This is a genomic window from Pseudomonas sp. GM84, assembly GCF_000282535.1.
Classification (GTDB): Bacteria; Pseudomonadota; Gammaproteobacteria; order Pseudomonadales; family Pseudomonadaceae; genus Aquipseudomonas.
This window is the reverse complement of the sequence record NZ_AKJC01000076.1, coordinates 20,788-37,147: the sequence shown is the minus strand read 5'-3', so window position 1 is coordinate 37,147 and position 16,360 is coordinate 20,788. Positions and strand designations below refer to the sequence as shown.

General features: G+C 64.3%; 18 protein-coding genes. 8 read left to right on the top strand and 10 right to left on the bottom strand.

Translation table 11 applies throughout. From position 1 onward, the window contains the following. Positions 1-257: 257 nt before the first annotated feature. The 3 genes from PMI38_RS05120 to PMI38_RS05110 all read left to right on the top strand — a co-directional run bounded on the left by PMI38_RS05120 (position 258) and on the right by PMI38_RS05110 (position 2,495). Positions 258-896, top strand: coding sequence for a dihydrofolate reductase family protein (locus PMI38_RS05120; RefSeq protein WP_008091437.1), 639 nt, complete (start codon positions 258-260; stop codon positions 894-896). 78 nt (positions 897-974) lie between these two features. Beyond that, on the top strand, positions 975-1,613 hold the full coding sequence (locus PMI38_RS05115; protein WP_008091436.1) for a LysE family translocator: 639 nt from the start codon (positions 975-977) through the stop codon (positions 1,611-1,613). A gap of 3 nt (positions 1,614-1,616) precedes the next feature. Beyond that, a complete protein-coding gene (locus tag PMI38_RS05110) occupies positions 1,617-2,495 on the top strand; it encodes a LysR substrate-binding domain-containing protein (protein ID WP_008091435.1) in 879 nt (292 codons plus the stop codon). Between the two features lie 29 nt (positions 2,496-2,524). Here the strand turns inward: PMI38_RS05110 and PMI38_RS05105 are convergent, their stop codons facing one another. Further along, a complete protein-coding gene (locus tag PMI38_RS05105; protein ID WP_008091434.1) occupies positions 2,525-3,742 on the bottom strand; it encodes an amidohydrolase family protein in 1,218 nt (405 codons plus the stop codon). Between the two features lie 353 nt (positions 3,743-4,095). Here PMI38_RS05105 and PMI38_RS05100 point away from each other — a divergent pair, with 353 nt between their 5' ends. Next, entirely contained in the window at positions 4,096-5,250 is a 1,155-nt protein-coding gene (locus PMI38_RS05100; protein WP_008091433.1) for an MFS transporter, read from the top strand. 228 nt (positions 5,251-5,478) lie between these two features. On the opposite strand, the gene PMI38_RS27700 is transcribed toward PMI38_RS05100, so the two are convergent. The 4 genes from PMI38_RS27700 to PMI38_RS05090 all read right to left on the bottom strand — a co-directional run bounded on the left by PMI38_RS27700 (position 5,479) and on the right by PMI38_RS05090 (position 7,675). Beyond that, on the bottom strand, positions 5,479-5,607 hold the full coding sequence (locus PMI38_RS27700; RefSeq protein ID WP_008091432.1) for a hypothetical protein: 129 nt from the start codon (positions 5,605-5,607) through the stop codon (positions 5,479-5,481). After that, positions 5,594-5,893, bottom strand: coding sequence for a metal-binding protein (locus PMI38_RS26415; protein WP_081502511.1), 300 nt, complete (start codon positions 5,891-5,893; stop codon positions 5,594-5,596). Before PMI38_RS26415 ends, PMI38_RS27700 begins: the two co-directional genes overlap by 14 nt. A gap of 10 nt (positions 5,894-5,903) precedes the next feature. Further along, positions 5,904-6,980: a bifunctional DNA-binding transcriptional regulator/O6-methylguanine-DNA methyltransferase Ada gene (gene ada / locus PMI38_RS05095; RefSeq protein WP_008091430.1), complete on the bottom strand. Its 1,077-nt coding sequence runs from the start codon at positions 6,978-6,980 to the stop codon at positions 5,904-5,906. Positions 6,981-7,060: 80 nt separating this feature from the next. Next, on the bottom strand, positions 7,061-7,675 hold the full coding sequence (locus PMI38_RS05090) for a DNA-3-methyladenine glycosylase family protein (protein ID WP_008091428.1): 615 nt from the start codon (positions 7,673-7,675) through the stop codon (positions 7,061-7,063). A gap of 70 nt (positions 7,676-7,745) precedes the next feature. On the opposite strand from PMI38_RS05090, the gene PMI38_RS26410 reads away from it, so the two are divergent. Beyond that, a complete protein-coding gene (locus tag PMI38_RS26410) occupies positions 7,746-7,907 on the top strand; it encodes a DUF2986 domain-containing protein (protein ID WP_008091426.1) in 162 nt (53 codons plus the stop codon). Between the two features lie 99 nt (positions 7,908-8,006). Further along, complete coding sequence (locus tag PMI38_RS05085; protein WP_238540168.1) at positions 8,007-8,408, top strand: tetratricopeptide repeat protein; 402 nt, start codon at positions 8,007-8,009, stop codon at positions 8,406-8,408. Positions 8,409-8,411: 3 nt separating this feature from the next. Here PMI38_RS05085 and PMI38_RS05080 read toward each other — a convergent pair whose 3' ends face one another. The 3 genes from PMI38_RS05080 to PMI38_RS05070 all read right to left on the bottom strand — a co-directional run bounded on the left by PMI38_RS05080 (position 8,412) and on the right by PMI38_RS05070 (position 11,567). Continuing rightward, positions 8,412-9,977, bottom strand: a complete 1,566-nt coding sequence (locus PMI38_RS05080) for a sensor domain-containing diguanylate cyclase (protein ID WP_338010087.1) — start codon at positions 9,975-9,977, stop codon at positions 8,412-8,414. Between the two features lie 85 nt (positions 9,978-10,062). Then, a complete protein-coding gene (locus PMI38_RS05075) occupies positions 10,063-10,446 on the bottom strand; it encodes a tautomerase family protein (RefSeq protein ID WP_008091421.1) in 384 nt (127 codons plus the stop codon). 269 nt (positions 10,447-10,715) lie between these two features. Beyond that, positions 10,716-11,567 (bottom strand): sensor domain-containing diguanylate cyclase, encoded by an 852-nt coding sequence (locus PMI38_RS05070; protein ID WP_008091419.1) that lies wholly within the window; start codon positions 11,565-11,567, stop codon positions 10,716-10,718. Between the two features lie 156 nt (positions 11,568-11,723). Here PMI38_RS05070 and PMI38_RS05065 point away from each other — a divergent pair, with 156 nt between their 5' ends. Beyond that, a complete protein-coding gene (locus tag PMI38_RS05065) occupies positions 11,724-12,488 on the top strand; it encodes a hypothetical protein (protein ID WP_043273067.1) in 765 nt (254 codons plus the stop codon). Positions 12,489-12,542: 54 nt separating this feature from the next. Here PMI38_RS05065 and PMI38_RS05060 read toward each other — a convergent pair whose 3' ends face one another. Together PMI38_RS05060 and PMI38_RS05055 are read right to left on the bottom strand one after the other, a co-directional pair. Beyond that, positions 12,543-13,853, bottom strand: a complete 1,311-nt coding sequence (locus PMI38_RS05060; RefSeq protein WP_008091414.1) for an MFS transporter — start codon at positions 13,851-13,853, stop codon at positions 12,543-12,545. 89 nt (positions 13,854-13,942) lie between these two features. Further along, positions 13,943-15,367, bottom strand: coding sequence for an amidase (locus PMI38_RS05055; RefSeq protein ID WP_008091413.1), 1,425 nt, complete (start codon positions 15,365-15,367; stop codon positions 13,943-13,945). Between the two features lie 124 nt (positions 15,368-15,491). On the opposite strand from PMI38_RS05055, the gene PMI38_RS05050 reads away from it, so the two are divergent. Continuing rightward, a complete protein-coding gene (locus PMI38_RS05050) occupies positions 15,492-16,268 on the top strand; it encodes an IclR family transcriptional regulator (RefSeq protein WP_008091412.1) in 777 nt (258 codons plus the stop codon). Positions 16,269-16,360 lie beyond the last annotated feature (92 nt).

Sequence of the window (16,360 nt, the reverse complement as noted above, 5' to 3'; positions counted from 1 at the left end):
AGCCCGCTCCCACAGATACAGCACAGGCATCGAGAACCGTGGAGTTCGTGTGGGAGCCGGCTTGCCGGCGATGAGGCCAGTGCGGGTACAAACATCATGAACGGCAGCAGTCGACCTCAAGCAAACTTGCTGGCAATGCGGTGGCGTGAGGTGGAGTCTGACCTGGCCTCATCGCCGGCAAGCCGGCTCCCACAGGAGCTCCTGCGCGCTCCCAGTACGGTCTATCCTTGATCAGTCGTTGTGTCAGAGGCGCAATCATGAGCAAGGTATTCGTGAACATCGGGCTTAGCCTTGACGGTTACATGGCGCCGGAAGGCATGAGCATCGAGCATTGGGACCATCCCGAGTACCACGATTGGGGCGCCAGGTGGGGCGCGCTGATGGGCTGGATCCTCAAGCAGCAGTATTTCCGTGAAAACCTGCTGTTCGCTTCGGGAGGAGAGACCGGCCCGGTCAACGATAGGCTGCGCAGCACCATGGAACGTTCCGGCGCCTACATCATGGGCAAGCGCATGTTCGACGCCGGCGAGCGAAGCTGGCCGGAGGAAGCACCTTTTCATGCACCGGTGTTGGTACTCACCCACGAGCAGCGCGAGCCGTGGGTGCGCCCGGGCGGAACGACGTTCCACTTCTTCAACGAGGGGCCAGCCAAGGCGCTCGAGAAAGCCCGGGCGCTTGCAGGTAGCCGGGACATTCGCATCTCGGGCGGAGCGGATGTGATACAGCAGTACATGAATCTGGGCGTCATAGACGAACTGGAAATTGCCCTGGCCCCGATACTCTTTGGCAGTGGAAGGCGCCTGTTCGAAAACCTGCACGATCCGGCGCCGCTGTTTCGCATCGACGACGTACTCGATACGCCAGACGCCACGCACCTGCGCTACGTGCGTGCATGAAAGCGCAAGTCATCAATGGCAGCCCGTTTCTGGCATCATGCGTCAGCCCTTTTTCGAACGCTGAACGAGCCTGGAACCATGGACCCGAATACTTTGCTGGCTTTTACCCTGGTCGCGGCGATTGCCATCGCAAGCCCCGGGCCTGCGACATTGATGGCCATCAACAACAGCCTTGCCCATGGCCAACGCAGCACGATCTGGTCCTCGCTGGGCAATGCCAGTGGCCTGTTCTGCCTCTCGGCGGCAGCGATGCTGGGGTTGGGGGCATTGCTGGCCAGCTCCGAGATGCTGTTCAACCTGGTGAAGATCGCGGGTGCCGGCTATCTGTTCTACCTGGGCGTGAAGCAGTTGCTCAACAAGCGGCCGCTGCTGGCCGAGAGTATCCAGGAGGGCGAGAGCCGCAGGCCCACGCGCCGCAAATTGTACAGGTCGGCGTTTTTTACCGCGCTTTCCAACCCTAAGGCGACGCTGTTCTTTACAGCGCTGTTCCCGCAGTTCATCGATCAGGGCGCAGCCTTGTTCCCTCAGTTTCTGATCCTGACCGCGATTTTCATGGCGCTCTCGGTGTCGTCGTTGAGCCTGTATGCCGCGCTGGCCTCGCGTGCCAAGGGCATGCTGCTGCGGCCCGAGTGGTCCCGCTGGGTGAACCGGGGGGTAGGGGTAACGTTCATCGGATTTGCGGCGGGGATCCTCGCCATGCGCAGGCAGACGGCCTGAACCATGACAGACAGTGCAAAACCCAACCGTGCGATCTACGACCTGGACATGCTCCGGGCCGTGGTGATGGTGGCCGACTGCGGCAGTTTCACCACCGCTGCCGCCCGCTTGCATTCGACCCAGTCAACGGTCAGCCAGAAGGTCCGTCGCCTTGAGGAAATGGTCGGGCACCAGCTGCTCGACCGCAGCAACCGCGAAGTGCACCCGACGGACGCCGGCGAGACCCTGCTGGGCTATGCGCGGCACCTGCTGGCGGTGAGCAACCAGTTGAGCGAGGCATTGTCGGGCGGGGTAACGGTCACGGTGCGCATCGGGCTGCCCGATGACTTTGTCGCGGGCAAGACGGTGCAGGCGCTGGCGGCTTTCAACCGCAGGAACCCCAAGGTCAAGCTGGAGATTACCGGCGGCCTGAGCCGCGACCTGATGAGCGCCTATGACCGCGGCGAACTGGACCTGGTGCTGGTCAAGCAGCGGCGCCACAGCCGCGAAGCCAATGCCTGCCAGCCAGAGCGCATCGAGTGGTTCGACAGCGCCCAGTATCCGTGTTTCGCCCAGGACCCGATCCCGCTGGTGACCTTCCCACCGCGCGGCTTGTACCGCGATGACATGATCAACGCCGTCGAGGCGATGGGCCGCAGCTGGCGCATCGGCTTCACCAGTTCCAGCCTGGCGGGTATCCAGGAGGCGGTGGCCAATGGGTTGGGCGTCAGCCTGCTGCCGTTGCGCGTGGTGACGCCGGAGCATCGGATACTGGGGGCCAAGGAAGGGTTCAAGCCGATCAAAGTGTTCGAGGCGGCCATCTTCCATGGACCCACCGCAGACCCGGTGGTCAAGGAGCTGGCCGATATCCTGATCGGTATCCTCAGGGCCGAGGCTGAGTAAGCGGGGGGCTACGCGCCCCCGTCAGGTTGTCAGCGACGCAACTCGTGGGCGAACTGCGCAGCCTTCAACTGCAGCACCGCAGGCCCACCCCAGAACGCGCCACGGCGCACGATCACCCGTTCATGGAGCGCTGCCGCCACTGCCGCGGCGGCGTTGGGCGCCTTGAACAAGACGAAACTCGCTTCGTTGCCGACCTTCAAGCCGTAGTCCTGCCTGCCCATCACCCCGGCACTGGCCTCGGTCGCCATGTGCAACGCCACGCGCAGTTCCTCGTCGGTGTTGAAACCCGAGCGGTAGCTGACCAGCATGGCCCGTTGCAGCATGTCGCCGTTGCCGTAGGGCCACCAGGCGTCCTGGATGTTGTCGTTGCCGGTGAACACGCGCACGCCACCGGCACGCAGGCGCAGCACCGGCGGGAAGGCGTGTTCGCCGGGCGCATTGGTCATGATCGACACACCGGCCTTGGCCAGCACCTGGGCCGTGCGGTCGACCACGCTGTCGGTAACGTCGCCCAGGCCGTAGGCGTGGCTGACCGCCACCAGGCTCTGCATGCCCAGCGCCTGGGTACGTGCAGCGATGCGTTCGAGTTGGGCGATGCAGATGTCGCCGGGTTCGTGCAGGTGGATATCGACCTTCACGCCATGCCGGTCGGCGATGCCGAAGACGATGTCGAGCTGGGCCTCGGCGTCGCCATCCAGGGTCGTCGGGTCGATGCCGCCGACGACCTGGACGCCTTCGCGCACCGCCGCTTCCATCACCTCGGCGGTGCCGGGGCAGGTCACCACACCGGCCTGGGGGAAGGCCACCAGCTCGATGTCGACCAGGTCCTTGCAGGCTTCCCGGGCTTCGAGGATGGCGCGCAGATTGTCCAGGCCCGTGGTGGCGTCCACGTCCACATGGCAGCGCATGGCCACGGTGCCGAACGAGGCGGCCTGGCGAATCAGTGCCTGCGCGCGCTCGACGATGGGCGGGGCGCTGGCCAGTTCGCGTTTTTCCACGGCCAGGCGTTCACGCAAGGTGGCCACGGGCTGGTGCGGGCGCCAACGGTCACCGACGAAGCTCTTGTCCAGGTGAATATGGCCGTCGACGAACCCCGGCAGCACCAGCAGCCCTTCGAGGTCGATGGTTTCGCGGGCCGCCTCGAGGGTAGGTTGCGCGCCGATGTGGCTGATGCGCCCGTTCTTCACGGCGATGTGCAGCGGCAGGCCATCGGCATCGATGGCATTGATGAACTCACGGTCGTTCATGGGAGGCCTTTCTGGAGCAGGGCCGGATCGACAGGACGCGCGCAGGCGAGCGATGGCCCCTTTGGTTGTTAGTAGCGTTACACGGTAGGGAAGAAGCAGGGGCCTCACAAATTAATTATCAGGATCGACCGCAGTGCGTTTCTGGATGCAGCCAAGGCCACGTTGGCTGCATTAAAAAGCCCACTGAAGTCGATTCCGATTTTTAACTTTCAAAGCCTTCGAGCAGGGCTCAGGATTGAGCGCGAGCACGGTCCTGCCGTGTTCGCTACCGGGCCTGCAAGCCGTCTGCCACGGCGCTTCGGGCACGGTCACCACCCACAATAAAAACAACAGCTGTGTTCGGGGATCTACTCATGAACAATGATTCCAGGCGACTGCGTGCCGCCCTCATTTTCATCGCCTGCACGTCATTCATTGTCTGTGGCGTGCAACCTATCTTCATGGGTTTGCTGACGGAGCGACTGAGCCTGCCACTCGACCTGCAGGGCTGGGTCGTCTCGGTCGAGATGATCGGCATGACCCTGGGCACTTTGTTGTGCCCGGTAATGATGAAGCGCCATGGCGGGCGCAGCCTGTGCCTGTTCGTCGGCATGCTGTGCGTGGCCTTGAGCCTCGCCACCGCCTTCGCCACGACCCACGCCCTGTTGTTGGCCGTGCGCCTGGCGGCCGGCACCTGCGCCGGGCTGGTCTACGCCTACGCGGTATCCACTCTGGGCCGTATGCCCAACCAGGACCGTTCGTTCGGGCTGATGCTGTTGCTGCAGACGCCGGAGTACTCGTTGTTTTCCGCTGCGTTGCCAGTGCTTGCCGCCCAGAGTGGGGCGGTGACTGCCCTGTGTTCGTTCGGCCTGTGGTACCTGCTGATCTGCGGCGCCAGCCTGGCGTTACCACGTCGCCCGGCGGCCTTGCTGGCCAGCGGCGAGGGCTCGCCCGCCCAGGGTGGCTCGGCGCGTACGGGGCGCAGCGCGCTGGTGGGCATGCTGTTCATGCAGATCGCCATCTACTGCGTCTGGGGTTTCATCGACCAGCTGGCGCGTGACCAGGGTATCGATGGGGTCGATATCGGCTGGGCATTCGGCCTGTCGGCCCTTGGTGGCCTGCCGGGTGCAGGGCTGCCGAGCTTGCTGGGGGCGCGCGTGAATCGCCAGCTGATGATCGCCGTGGGGTTGGTCGCGGTATTCATCTCCATCGCCATGCTCACCGGTCATACCCGCACGCCGATGCAGCTGTTCGTGGCGCTGCTGCTGATCAACTTCGGCTGGGTGTTGTCGCTGTCGTACTACATGGCGCTGATCACCACCAACGACCCGACGGGCAAGCTCACGCCGCTGGTGAGCATTACCTTGATGGGCGCCGCGGCGGTGACGCCGGCGCTGATCGCCATGCTGGTGGAGGGGTCGAACCAGCAGCTGATCTTCCTGCTGGGGACGGGGGCGCTGGTGGTTGCCTTTGCTGTTACCTGCCTGGGGGGAGGGGTCAGGGGCGTGCGCGGCAAGGCGGCTTGGTGAGGCTGCGAGGGCAGTTGCGAGCAACGTTGGACATCTGGATGTTGGGGCCGCTTCGCGGCCCATCGCCGGCAAGCGCGGCTCCCACAGTCACAATGCAAGCCTTCGGGCTGGTGATACACCTGTGGGAGCAACGGTCTTGCTCAATTTCTAAAAGTTGACGCAATTCCTGTGGGAGCGGGCTTGTCCCGCGAACACCGGCGAAGCCGGTGCCATGCTCCGCGCCGCCTGTTATTCGCCAAGGAACAACCAGGGCCAGCGCGACCGGTAGCTGGCGGCCTTCTCCCTGAACAACTCAGCCCGGTTGATCGAATTCTGCTGAATGATCGCCAGCAAACGTTCTTCGCTAAGTGCCTGCATCGTCTACCTTCCCTGATGATTGCTTCGCAGCGCTTTTCCACTGCCGATACGCCTCAGGCATGCAGACCGCGCAAGGTCGATATCCTGCATCAATGGCGCAAGCCTCGTCGAGAAAGAACACCCGGTCTTTCACATAGCCGCCGCGCGCAATGGCCTGCAGGGCAGCACGGCAATCAAGCCTGCCATAGCGCTTGCCGCGTCGGTGGCCGCCCAGCGTGCCCGGTTGGGTGCTGGCCAGGCGCTTTCCGTCGCTGCCCAGCAATATCCAGATTCGCTGTTCGGCCATGAGGGGGCAGTCAGTTGCCCGATTCGCGTTCGAGCAACTCGCGCTTGCGCTCGACACCCCAGCGATAACCCGAAATGTCGCCATCGCGGCGCACGACCCGGTGGCAGGGGATCGCCACCGCGATGTGGTTGGCCGCGCAGGCCTGGGCCACGGCCCGCACGGCTTTTGGCGCGCCGATGCGCTCGGCGATTTCGCTGTAGCTTGCCGTCGTGCCAGGGGGGATCTCCCGCAGCGCCTGCCAGACACGTTGTTGAAACGCGGTGCCCCTGACGTCCAGGGGCAAGTTCAGGCCCAGCGAGGGCGCCTCGATGAAACCCACCACCTGGGCGACCAAGACTTCGAACGGGCGATCGCCGCCGATCAGCTGGGCTTTGGGGAACCGGTCCTGCAAGTCGGTCACCAAGGCATCGGGGTCTTGCCCCAAAAGGATCGCGCAGATGCCTCGCTGGCTCTGGGCTACCAGAATCGGCCCCAGGGAGCATTCGCCAACGGCAAAGCGTATCGTGCTGCCCACGCCACCATCGCGATAGGCCCGGGGATGCATGCCCAGCAGTTGCTCGGACGTTGCGTAGAAGCGGCTGTTGGAGTTGAAGCCGGCGCCGTAGATGGCGTCGGTCACCGAGGTGTCGCCCTGGCCCAGTTCTTCGCGCAGCTTGTGGGCACGGGTGGCCGAGGCATAGGCCTTTGGCGTCAGGCCCGTTTCGGCCTTGAACACACGGTGGAAGTGGAAGGCACTCAGGCCCAGTTGAGCGGCCAGTTCGTCGAGGGTGGGCGGTGTGGGCGCGCTGTCCATCAGGCGACAGGCCTTGGCCACCAGCGCTGCACGCTGTTCACGGGCGCGGGTCTGGTCGCGTGACGGGCGTTGGCTAGGCCGAAAGCCGGCCGCCTCGGCCTGCTGCGCATTGGCGAAGAACACCACGTTCTCGCGCTTGGGGCGGCGAGAGGACGCACTGGGCCGGCAGTACACGCCAGTAGTCCGCACGGCATAGACGAAGTGCCCGTCCGCGGCGGGATCGCGGGCCTGCACGGCAGCCCAGCGTTGTTCATCTGTGCCGAAGGAAGCGCTCGACGGCTTGAGCTGGTTCATGGCGCGATCTCGCTAAGGTCCAAGTGGAGCCAGTGTAGAAACCCCTGCCAGCGCAAGCACTCCGGTTCTTGCGCTTGAATTCACCTGGATTGCGGCACGCGCCACAGGTACCAGGCTGCGGTGGTGCGATAAGGGCTCCAGCGCTCACCGATCTCGCGCATCTGTCGCGGTTTCGGCGCTTTTTCCAGCCCTTTCAGCCGGCGATAGCCCTCACGCACGCCAAGGTCATCGACCGGCAGGATATCCGTGCGCTCCAGGCTGTAGATCAGGAACATCTCCACCGTCCAGCGGCCCACCCCGCGCAACGAGACCAGGCGCTCGATGAGTTCGGCATCACTCATGGACCTCGCCTCAGCCAGCGTGGGCACCACGTCATCCAGACGCGCCTGGGCGATGGCACGGATGGTCGCCAGTTTGTTCGCGGAGAAGCCGCAGGCCTTTTGCAGATCGGCGTCCGTGGCCAGCAATTGCTCGGGGGCCGGGAATGCCAGACCCGGATACAGCGCCAGAAAACGCGCCACGATCGCGTCGCCCGCCTTGACGTGCAGTTGCTGGTAGGCAATGGCGCGAATCAGCGCTTCGTAAGGTTCACGGGCCGGTTTCGTTTCATGGCGGCACGGGCCGATGGCGGCGATGTGGCGTGCCCATTCGTCGTCCAGGCTCTGCAAGAACGTCGCGGCATTTGCATAAGTCACGGCGGGCGCTCCAACAGCCAGCGTTAACAGTGTAGGCTGCAAGCGTATCTCTTTTTTTACCGAGCCCACCATGAATCGCCGCAAGAAAATCAATCAGCTGCTCAAAGCCCATGCCAAGAAGGCCAGTGCCAAGCTGGCGCCACGCAGCAAACCCAAGTACATCTGCAAAGCCGATCGCTTGAAAATGGCTGAGCAAGCCGCCCTCGAAGCGGATTCTGCCCCGCAAGCCTGATACCCAGCCGGGGAACTTCACCACGCACTTGCAGTCGATAGCCTCTTCCTTCAAACCAGAAATGTCCTGGATCGGTCGAGTGCTTACCTGATGACGAGCATGCGTAGTTTGCCGGCGCTTATCCTGTTGCTCTGCGCTGCCACGAGTTCATTGACCTTCGCCCGTGAACGGGCTGTGCAGGCACACAGCAACAACGCCTCGACCCAGTTGATCGAAATAGCCTCCGAGCAGTATGCAGAAGGCAAGCTTGACCAGGCCGCCGCAACGCTGGAACGGGCATTGCAGATTCAGCCGAGCAATCCGGCTACCTTGCATTATTTGGGCGTGCTGCGCCTGCAACAGGGGCAGTACGAGCAGGCGCAGGTGCTGGCCGCGCGCTCCAACTTGCGCGTGGGCCGCAACACCGCGTTGCGTAACCGCAACCTGCAGTTGATCGAGACGGCGCGCAATGCTCAGGAGTCGGGTCAGTTGTCCAAGGCAGTCAAGGTGGGTTTGCAGTAAACCCTATGCAGGGCTCTGTGCTACGACTCGATTACGGCCAGTCTGTTTTGCCACGTACAGGCGCTCATCGGCACGTTTGAGAATCTCCGCGCTGGTGACCGTATCGGCATCCTTGCAGGCGACACCAATGGATATCGTCAAGGCGCCGACACCTGCCACCGGCGTATTGGCGATGCTTTGGCGTATGCGCTCGGCCACGTGCGTGGCGGTTTCCAGGCCGGTGTCCGGCAATAGCAGGAGGAACTCTTCGCCGCCGGCGCGGCAGGCGAGGTCGATGGCCCTGGAGGCGTTCTGGATCAGCTGCGCGATCTGTTGCAGGGCCCGGTCGCCGGCATCATGGCCGTGCACATCGTTGACCCGCTTGAAATGGTCGATATCCAGTGCCAGGGCCGCATACGGCTGGCCGCTCTGTTCGAAGTCGGCCAGCGCCACATCCATGGCCCGGCGATTGGCAAGGCCTGTCAACGGATCGCTCAGGGCCACCTGATGGAGGTGGCCCATCTGTTTGTGCAGCAGTTGCACACCTTTGAGCAGCGCCTCACGAATCGCCCCAGCCTCGGCGTACCAGCCGCGTACTGCTGCCAGCTGTTTTGGCGTTTCCGCTGCCGAAAGGTCGGAGGCGATCCGGGCCAGTTGACGCAGCGGCCGGGTGATCAGGAAGGTGCTTGCCAGAATCAGCAGCAAGCCCAACACCCCCGCGGGCACGATCTTGAGCAGCATCTCGTGCATCAGCCGGCGTAGCGGTGCCAGTGCCTGGGCCTCAGGCTGCTGGGCCACCACCGCCCAACCGGCTTCGGGCACATAGGCATAGCCGGCAAGCATGGGGATGCCCTGGTAGTTGGGGGCGGCGAGCATGCCCGATTGCCCTTGCAGTGCCGTGTTCATTGTTGGGCTGTTGGTGACGACCTGGCCGATTTGCGCGTGGTCGGGGTGATACAGCAAGCGGTGGTCGCTGTCGGCGATGAAGGCATAAGTGCCGTCGTTGTACGCATGGTCGCTGATCAAACCGTGCATCACGCCGTGTTCCTGCAGATGGACCGACCCGCCCATCAATCCGAGAAACTGCCCGTCCGGGCCGAGTACGGGCCTTGAGATGAACACGATCAGTTGCCCTGTTGCGCTGGTGTAGGCATGGCTTACCAAGGGCTGAAGCAGTGTCAGTGCTTGCTTGACCTCGCTCGATATCAGCGTGCTACCGACCATGCCGGGTACTTCGGGGTTCATGGCCATGACCTTGCCCTGACGGTCGAGGATCATCACCACATCGAGCTCGGCGTCCTGGGCCTGCAAACGTATGACCTCGTCCTTGAGCACAGCCGGCTCGTCGAAGTGGCTGGCCACGCGCTGGCTGCTGAACTGCAGGCGATCCTGCGTCGAGCGCAGGAACTCGCCAATGCTCGAAGCGACCTTGGAGGCGTAGACCCGGTTCGATTCGAGGGTCGAACCGATCAGGGCATCCCGTTGCACGCTGTAGGCCACGATCAGGCAGATGGCGAGCGTGGCCAGCACGGCCAGTAGTACGAAGATCAGGGTCAGGCCACGCAGGCCGAGGAATAGGCGATTTGGCATGCTCATCGGGTGGGCAGTGAGTCCGTGCTTGCTGGTGCTCAAGGGTAGTCGATCCTGCCTGCTACCGCCGTGCCCCGCGACAGGCTCAGGTCGCGTATTGAGCGATCCCATTGCCGAACGACCAGTTCTCCTTGCGCACCTCGACCAGGTTGATGAAGACATCTTCCGGGCGCACCCCGGCCTCGCGGGCGAGCCCTTGGGCAATGGCTTGATACAGCGCCTTCTTCTTCTCCACGGTGCGCCCTTCGCTGAGGGTGATCTGGATGAACACCTGGCCGTCGGTGCGCTGGATGCCCAGGTACTGGGGATCGTTCACCAGACGGTCGGCGTCGTGCTCGGTCAGGACCTGGAAGTTGTCGTGTTCCGGGACATCGATGGTCTGGCGCAGGGCGGCGTAGACCACCTTGCCGAGGGTTTGCAGGTGAGTGGGGTCTGGGTGTCTTTTGATGTCGATGCGTACCAGTGGCATGTCGGGCTCCTTGAAGGGGGACCAGGCGAGACGCGGGGTTGGCGTTGCGTGGGTAACGATAGCTGGATGAAGCTGCACTGCCAGGATTGGGTGGGCGGCCGGATTTGTGGGAGCGGGCTTGCCCCCGCGAACACGGGCGCAGCCCGTGCCATGCAGCACGAGTGTCTGAGCCGGCCCCTTCGCGGGACAAGCCCGCTCCCACGGTCAATCAACCTGTTCTGCCACGCAGGCATGAATCACAAGCTTCAGCAGCGAACGGGCAGAACACCTCACCCAGTCGCGGATCGCCGCCTTTTCTGCCGGTACATGGCGCCATCGGCATGGCTGAGCAGGGTATCGGCATCTTCGCCGTCGGCCGGGTAGCAGGCGATGCCGATGCTGCAGGACGGTATTGGCATCTCGCCACCGTCATCCTCCAGGGGCTGCGCCATGGCGGCGAGAATCTGCGCGGTCTTCTCGGCAACGGCGCCGGGCGTGGGCAGGTCGGTGAGCAGCAGGGTGAACTCGTCACCGCCCATGCGCGCCACCGTGTCGTGCTCACCCATGCAGCCCTCCAGCCGCCTTGCCACCGAGCACAGCACGCGGTCGCCCATGGCATGGCCATGCTCATCGTTGATGGCCTTGAAGTCGTTGATATCGAGAAACAGCAGCGCCAGCGGGCGTTGCCGTTGCAGCGCAGCGGCCAGCCGTTGGTTGAACAGCGAGCGATTGCTCAGGCGGGTCAGCGGATCGTGATGGGCGAGAAAACGCAGTTCTTCCTCGGCCAGTGCCTGCGCCGTGACGTCGCGCGCCACGCCGATGCGCGCACCGAGCTCCTCGGACCAGCAGGCCGACCACAGGATGTGCACGATGCCGCCGTCCTTGCGCAGGTAACGGTTGCGAAAATCGAGATGGGGCAGGCCGTTCATCACCCGGATGATCGACGCCCGCGTCGCCTCCAGGTCGGCTGGGTGCATGTAGCGGGTGATCGGCGTGCCGGTCAGCTCGTCGGCGCGGTAGCCCAGCAGCGCTTCGCAGGCGTTGCTGACGAACACGATCGTGTTGTCCCGGTCGACCACGAATACCGTGTCCAGCATCAGGTGGATCAGCTTCGGGTAGAGGGCTTGCAGGTCAACGGCCATGGGCGGGGAGTCCGTTCGGCAGTGCTGGGTCGACGGCAGCATACACAGGGCCTGGCCAGGGCCACCAGCGGCTGACCGCAAATTTTGCAGGGGCCTTTGCCGGGGCTGTGCTGAGGTATCATGCCGGTCCTTGTCCCAGAGCCTGCCGTGCCTTTCATGACTGCCTTCTACCTGAAGTTCCTCATCACCCCCATGCTCATGCTGGCCATTTCCCTGGCGGCCAAACGCTGGGGCACCAAAATTGGTGGCCTGCTCTCCGGCCTGCCGGTTACCTCGGCCCTGGTCATCCTGTTCCTGAGCCTGGAGCAGGGCGCAGGGTTCGCCCTGCAGGCGGTGCCGGGTGCGTTGGCGGGGTTGGCTGCAGTCCAGATGACGTACTTGTTCTACTTTCTGGTGACCCGGCGAGTTTCGGCGTTCATCGGTTGCGTGGCGGCGCTGGCGGTGTACGCGGCGAGCGCGTGGCTGATGAGCCTTCTGGGTTGGCTGGCCGCATCGGTCGCGGTGACCCTGCTGCTGCTCAGCTTGATCATCGTGGTCACTGCGCCGAAGGCGGACAGTGCCCCGGCCAAGGTGGTGCCGTTGCCACGCTGGGTCATCCCCATGCGCATGCTCACGGCCACCTTGCTGCTGGTGGCGATCACGGCCAGTGCCCAATGGCTGGGGCCGGTGGCCAGTGGCATGTTGGCACCGATCCCGGTGATTGCCTGGCCGCTCGCCGTGTTCGCCCATGTTCAGGGCGGGCACCAGGAGCTGGGGGCGATCGTGCGGGGCAATGCCATTGGCGCGGTGGGTGTACTGGGCTTCTACCTGGCCGTGAAGGCCTCGATCGAACAGTGGGGCCCGCTGCCGTCCATTTCCGCGGCCGTGGTGCTGGCCGTGGTGGCCACCTTCCTGTTGGCGCGGTTGCTGGACAAACGCTGAAGGTTGCCTCGCCAGGCGCTGGCAGGGTGAGCCACGCGCCTGGCGATCAGCGCCTCAGGCGAAGCTGGGTTGCAACAGCGTGCTGCGCCGGCGGACCAGCAGCATCACGCAGGCGAACGAGGTGAACGCCAGCAGCGAGTAGAACACCGCCAGGGGCCACCATTGCCCTGCCGCCTGGCCGGCGATCAAGGTGCCCACCATCGGCGTGGTGCCGCCGATCAGCGCGCCGCAGGCCTGGTAAGCCAGGGAAATGCCCGAGTAGCGCTGGTACACCGGAAACACGTTGACGATGTACCCGGCGATCACCGCATAGAACGCGGAGGAGAACACCTTGGCCAGCGAGATGCCGAGGATGATCATCGTGCTCTGCCCGGTGGAGACCAGGCTGAACATCGCATAGGGCACCAGGATACTGGCCCCGGACGTGATCAGCAGGAATCGGCCGGCCCCGACCTTGTCCGCCAGCCAGGCCGCGATAGGTTGGTTGATCAACTGGACGATGGCCACCACCGACAGGCATTCGAGGATCACCGAGCTCTTGATGCCCAGGTACTGGGTGGCGTAGGCAATCATGAAGGTGTTGGTGAAATAGGCCGAGGAAATGCCGATGGTGCAGGCGCCCATGACCAGCAGGATCAATGGCCAGGCATCGCGGACCACTGCCTTGACCGGCGATTGCACGGGCTTCTGTGCCTTGGCCATGTCTTCGAACTCCGGCGACTCGTGCACACCACGGCGAATCACGAAGGCCAGCAGCAGCAACAGCACGCTGCCCAGGAACGGCAGGCGCCAGCCCCACGCATACATGTCGGCTTCCGGCATTTCGGTGATGAAGCGGAACACCATCAGCGACAGCACCAGGCCGGCCGGGCTGCCCAGTTGGGCGAACGAGGCATAGAAGCTCTTCTTGCCTTCGGGCGCATGTTCACTGGCCAGCAGCACCGCGCCACCCCATTCGCCACCGACGGCGATGCCCTGCAGGATGCGCAGGGCCACCAGCAGCACCGGTGCCAGCAGGCCGACCTGCTCGAAGGAGGGCAGCAGGCCGATGCCGACCGTGGAGGCGCCCATCAGCAACAGGGTCAGGATCAGCGAGTACTTGCGCCCGAAGCGGTCGCCCAGGTGGCCGAAGATGATGCCGCCCAACGGCCGGGCGAGAAAGCCCACCGCCAGGGTGGCGAACGAGGACAACGTACCCACCAGCTGGCTGCTGCCGGGGAAGAACACATGGCTGAAGATCAGCGCCGATGCGGTGGCGTAGATGTAGAAGTCGAACCATTCGATCAGGGTGCCGAGAAACGAGCCTGCGGCGGCGCGGATCGGTTGCCGCGCCCGGGTGGGCGATGCGTGGGATGGGGTGGACATAGGGCTTCCTTTGACTGTTATTGGCATTGTTCAAAAGGCATCAAGCCGGCGTTGTGTCTGCGTCTGTCGCGCCTTGCCAGCGTTGCGGGTCATCCAACCAGCGGGCGGTCCACATAAGGGCGATTGAGCGTCTCCAGCGCCTGGGCAAACGCCAGCAGCCGCTGCTCGTCCCGGTAACGGCCGACGATCTGCAACCCCACCGGCAGGCCTTGTTCGCTGAAGCCGCAAGGCAGCGAAAGGCACGGGTGACCGCTGAGGGTGATCAGCGAGCAGCTGTTCATCCAGTCGATGTAGGTGTCCATCGGTTGATCGCCGATCTGCCGGACGAAGGGCTGTTCCACCGGGAACGGCAAGACCTGGCTGACCGGGGCCACGAGGAAATCGTACTGCTCCAGCAGGGCCTGGGTATCGCGGAAAATGCGTGCCCGTACCGCTTCGGCGTCGATCACATCCTGCGCGGTGAACTGGCCGGCCTGTTCGATGTTCCACACCACGGTGTCCTTGAGCAGGGGGCGGTGGGTCTTGAGCAGGTGGCCGTAGCCGCTGGCGTAGGTCAGCGCGCGCAGCACCTGGAAGGCCCGGGCGCCGCCGCGAAAGTCCGGTTCGGCCAGCTCGACGTCGCAGCCAAGGTCGGCCAGGCGCCGCACACCGGCTTCGGTCACGGCACGCACCGCGGGCTCCACGGGCAGGCCGCCCAGGTCTGGGCTGTAGGCGATGCGCGCGCCGCTGAAGTCGCCTTGCAAGCGCGCATCCAGGGGCAGTGCTGCCGATTGCAACGACAACGGGTCACGACGGTCTTCGCCAGCGATCACGCTCAGCAGCAAGGCCACATCGGCCACGCAGCGGCCCATCGGGCCTGCCACCGTCAGCTGGCCGAAGCTGTTGCCATTGGGCCAGTTCGGTACACGGCCGATGGAGGGGCGCAGGCCGACGATGTTGCAGAAGCTGGCCGGGTTGCGCAGCGAGCCCCCCATGTCGCTGCCGTCGGCCAGGGCCACCATGCCCGTGGCCAGGGCCACCGCCGCGCCGCCGCTGCTGCCGCCACAGGTCAAGGTCGGGGCATAGGGGTTGCGGGTGGTGCCGAAGACCTGGTTGAAGGTCTGCGAGCCGGCACCGAATTCCGGCAGGTTGCTCTTGCCCAGCAAGATCGAGCCTGCCTCGGCCTGGCGGCTGACGATCAACGAGTCCTGGCTTGGCACATGCTCAGCGTACACCTGCGAACCCCAGGTGGTGCGCATGCCTGCGGTGAGGAACGAGTCCTTGTGTGCCACCGGCAAGCCATGCAGCGGACCAAGCGGCCCGCCTTGCGCCTGATGGCGGTCGGCGGCAGCGGCCTTGGCCAGGGCACCTTCGGCGTCGACGGTGACCAGGGCATTGAGCACGGGGTTGCGCCGTTCGACTTGCGCCAGGCACGCCTCGGTCAGCTCCCGCGCCGACAAGTGTCCCGCGCGAATTTCGGCGGCCAGCTCCCAGGCGGGCCGTGTGGCCAGGTTGCTTGACGGTTGACCAGGCATTCAAATCTCCTTAAAGTATCGCTATGCAATACTAAATATCGTGTAGTGGTACTATGTATATGCCAGGTCGCTGTGAGCGGTCAAGATGGCCTATGCTTGGCGCCCCAGCAGGAGGCAAAGCGACGTGACCGAAAAAGACGCGCGACAGCAGCACCCACAGTTCATCGAGACCTTGGAAAAAGGCATCCGCGTGCTGGAAATTTTCCGCGATGGCCAGCCCTCGCTCGGTCTGACCGAGCTGGCCGAAGCCTGCGACATGACCAAGAGTGCGGCCCAGCGGTTCACCCATACCTGGTGCGAGCTGGGTTACCTGGCCAAGGACGAACGTTCACGGCGCTACAGCCTGACCCACAAGGCGCTGGAGCTGGGCTTTCTCTACCTCAACGCCTCGCCGCTGGTGAGCCGGGCATTGCCGGCGCTCAAATTGATTCGCGAGCGTTGCAACCTGACGGTCAACCTGTCTGTCCTGAGCGGCCATGACATCGTGTACGTCATGCGCATTCCTGGCCCCAACCAGACCCACGCCGAGATGTTGCCGGGGCGACGCATGCCGGCCTGGTGCACTTCGGCCGGCCGCGTGCTGCTGGCCGACTTGCCGCCTGCACGGGTGCGGGCGAGCCTGGCCGAGGTGGCGCCGGTGGCCTACACCGCGCACACCGAAACCGACCGCGAGGTCCTGTTCGAGCGGGTGCAGGAGGCCGGTCGCGACGGCTACGCACTGACCCGCGATCAAGTGCTGGTAGGGCAGGTGGGCATCGCCGCGCCCATCCGCAACGTGCACTTCCAGGTCGTGGCGGCCATCAACATCACGGCGCAGCTCAGTGCCTGGCCGGAGGAAAAGGTGGAACAGGAACTGGTGCCGCTGCTGATGGAAGTGAGCCAGGCGGTGAGCATCGGCTGAGCCGGTGTATCACTGTGTATCACGCCCCCCCGCATGACCGGTTCGCTTACAAATCGCGTTGCATCCTGATACGCCCCGGATACACACCTGAG